The organism is Aeromonas sp. QDB11 (assembly GCF_027705265.1).
Lineage (GTDB): Bacteria > Pseudomonadota > Gammaproteobacteria > Enterobacterales > Aeromonadaceae > Aeromonas > Aeromonas allosaccharophila.
This window is the reverse complement of the sequence record NZ_JAPDBM010000237.1, coordinates 1-593: the sequence shown is the minus strand read 5'-3', so window position 1 is coordinate 593 and position 593 is coordinate 1. Positions and strand designations below refer to the sequence as shown.

Genomic DNA, 593 nt, shown 5'->3' with positions numbered 1-593 from the left:
CCGTCATTCCGCACCTGATTTTGCTATTTTCAGTGCTTGACGGCGATCGGCCGTTCTGATCTATTACTCTCTTTTGCAGGTAGATCATCATGGCCGCACCCGCTATCTCGATCCGTAACCTCGATCACCTTGGTTTGGTCGCCGCACTCTGCCAGGAACTGGGCATTGCCCGCATGATCGATGCCTTGCTCCCCAAAACCCCGCCTTTCAAGGTCTCACATGGTGAAGCCTTGGTCGCCATGATAGTGAACGGCCTCGGCTTTCACAGCAGCACCCTGCACATGTTCCCGCAATTCTTCGCTAACAAGCCGGTTGAGCGCCTGATTGGCCCCGGGATCTGTGCTGATGACCTCAATGATGATGTGCTCGGTCGCTGTCTCGATGCCCTCTTTGAGGCCGATGTCAGCGCCTTGTATCAGGTGATGGCGGCGCAAGTTGTCGAGCGGCTGGGGCTCAAAAGCACCGCAGTGCACCTCGATATTACCAGCTTCCACGTCGATGGCGCCTATGACTGTGCCGATGGGGATCTGGTCGGTAAGCTGCAACTGGTGCGTGGTTATAGTCGTGATCACCGGCCAGAGCTGAATCAAGTG

Annotated in this window: 1 protein-coding gene; it reads left to right on the top strand. The window is 56.2% G+C overall.

Translation table 11 applies throughout. The features are described from left to right. Positions 1-89 precede the first annotated feature (89 nt). Positions 90-593: IS1634 family transposase (locus OKC40_RS22845; protein ID WP_270797067.1), on the top strand; the 504-nt coding region annotated here is incomplete at its 3' end.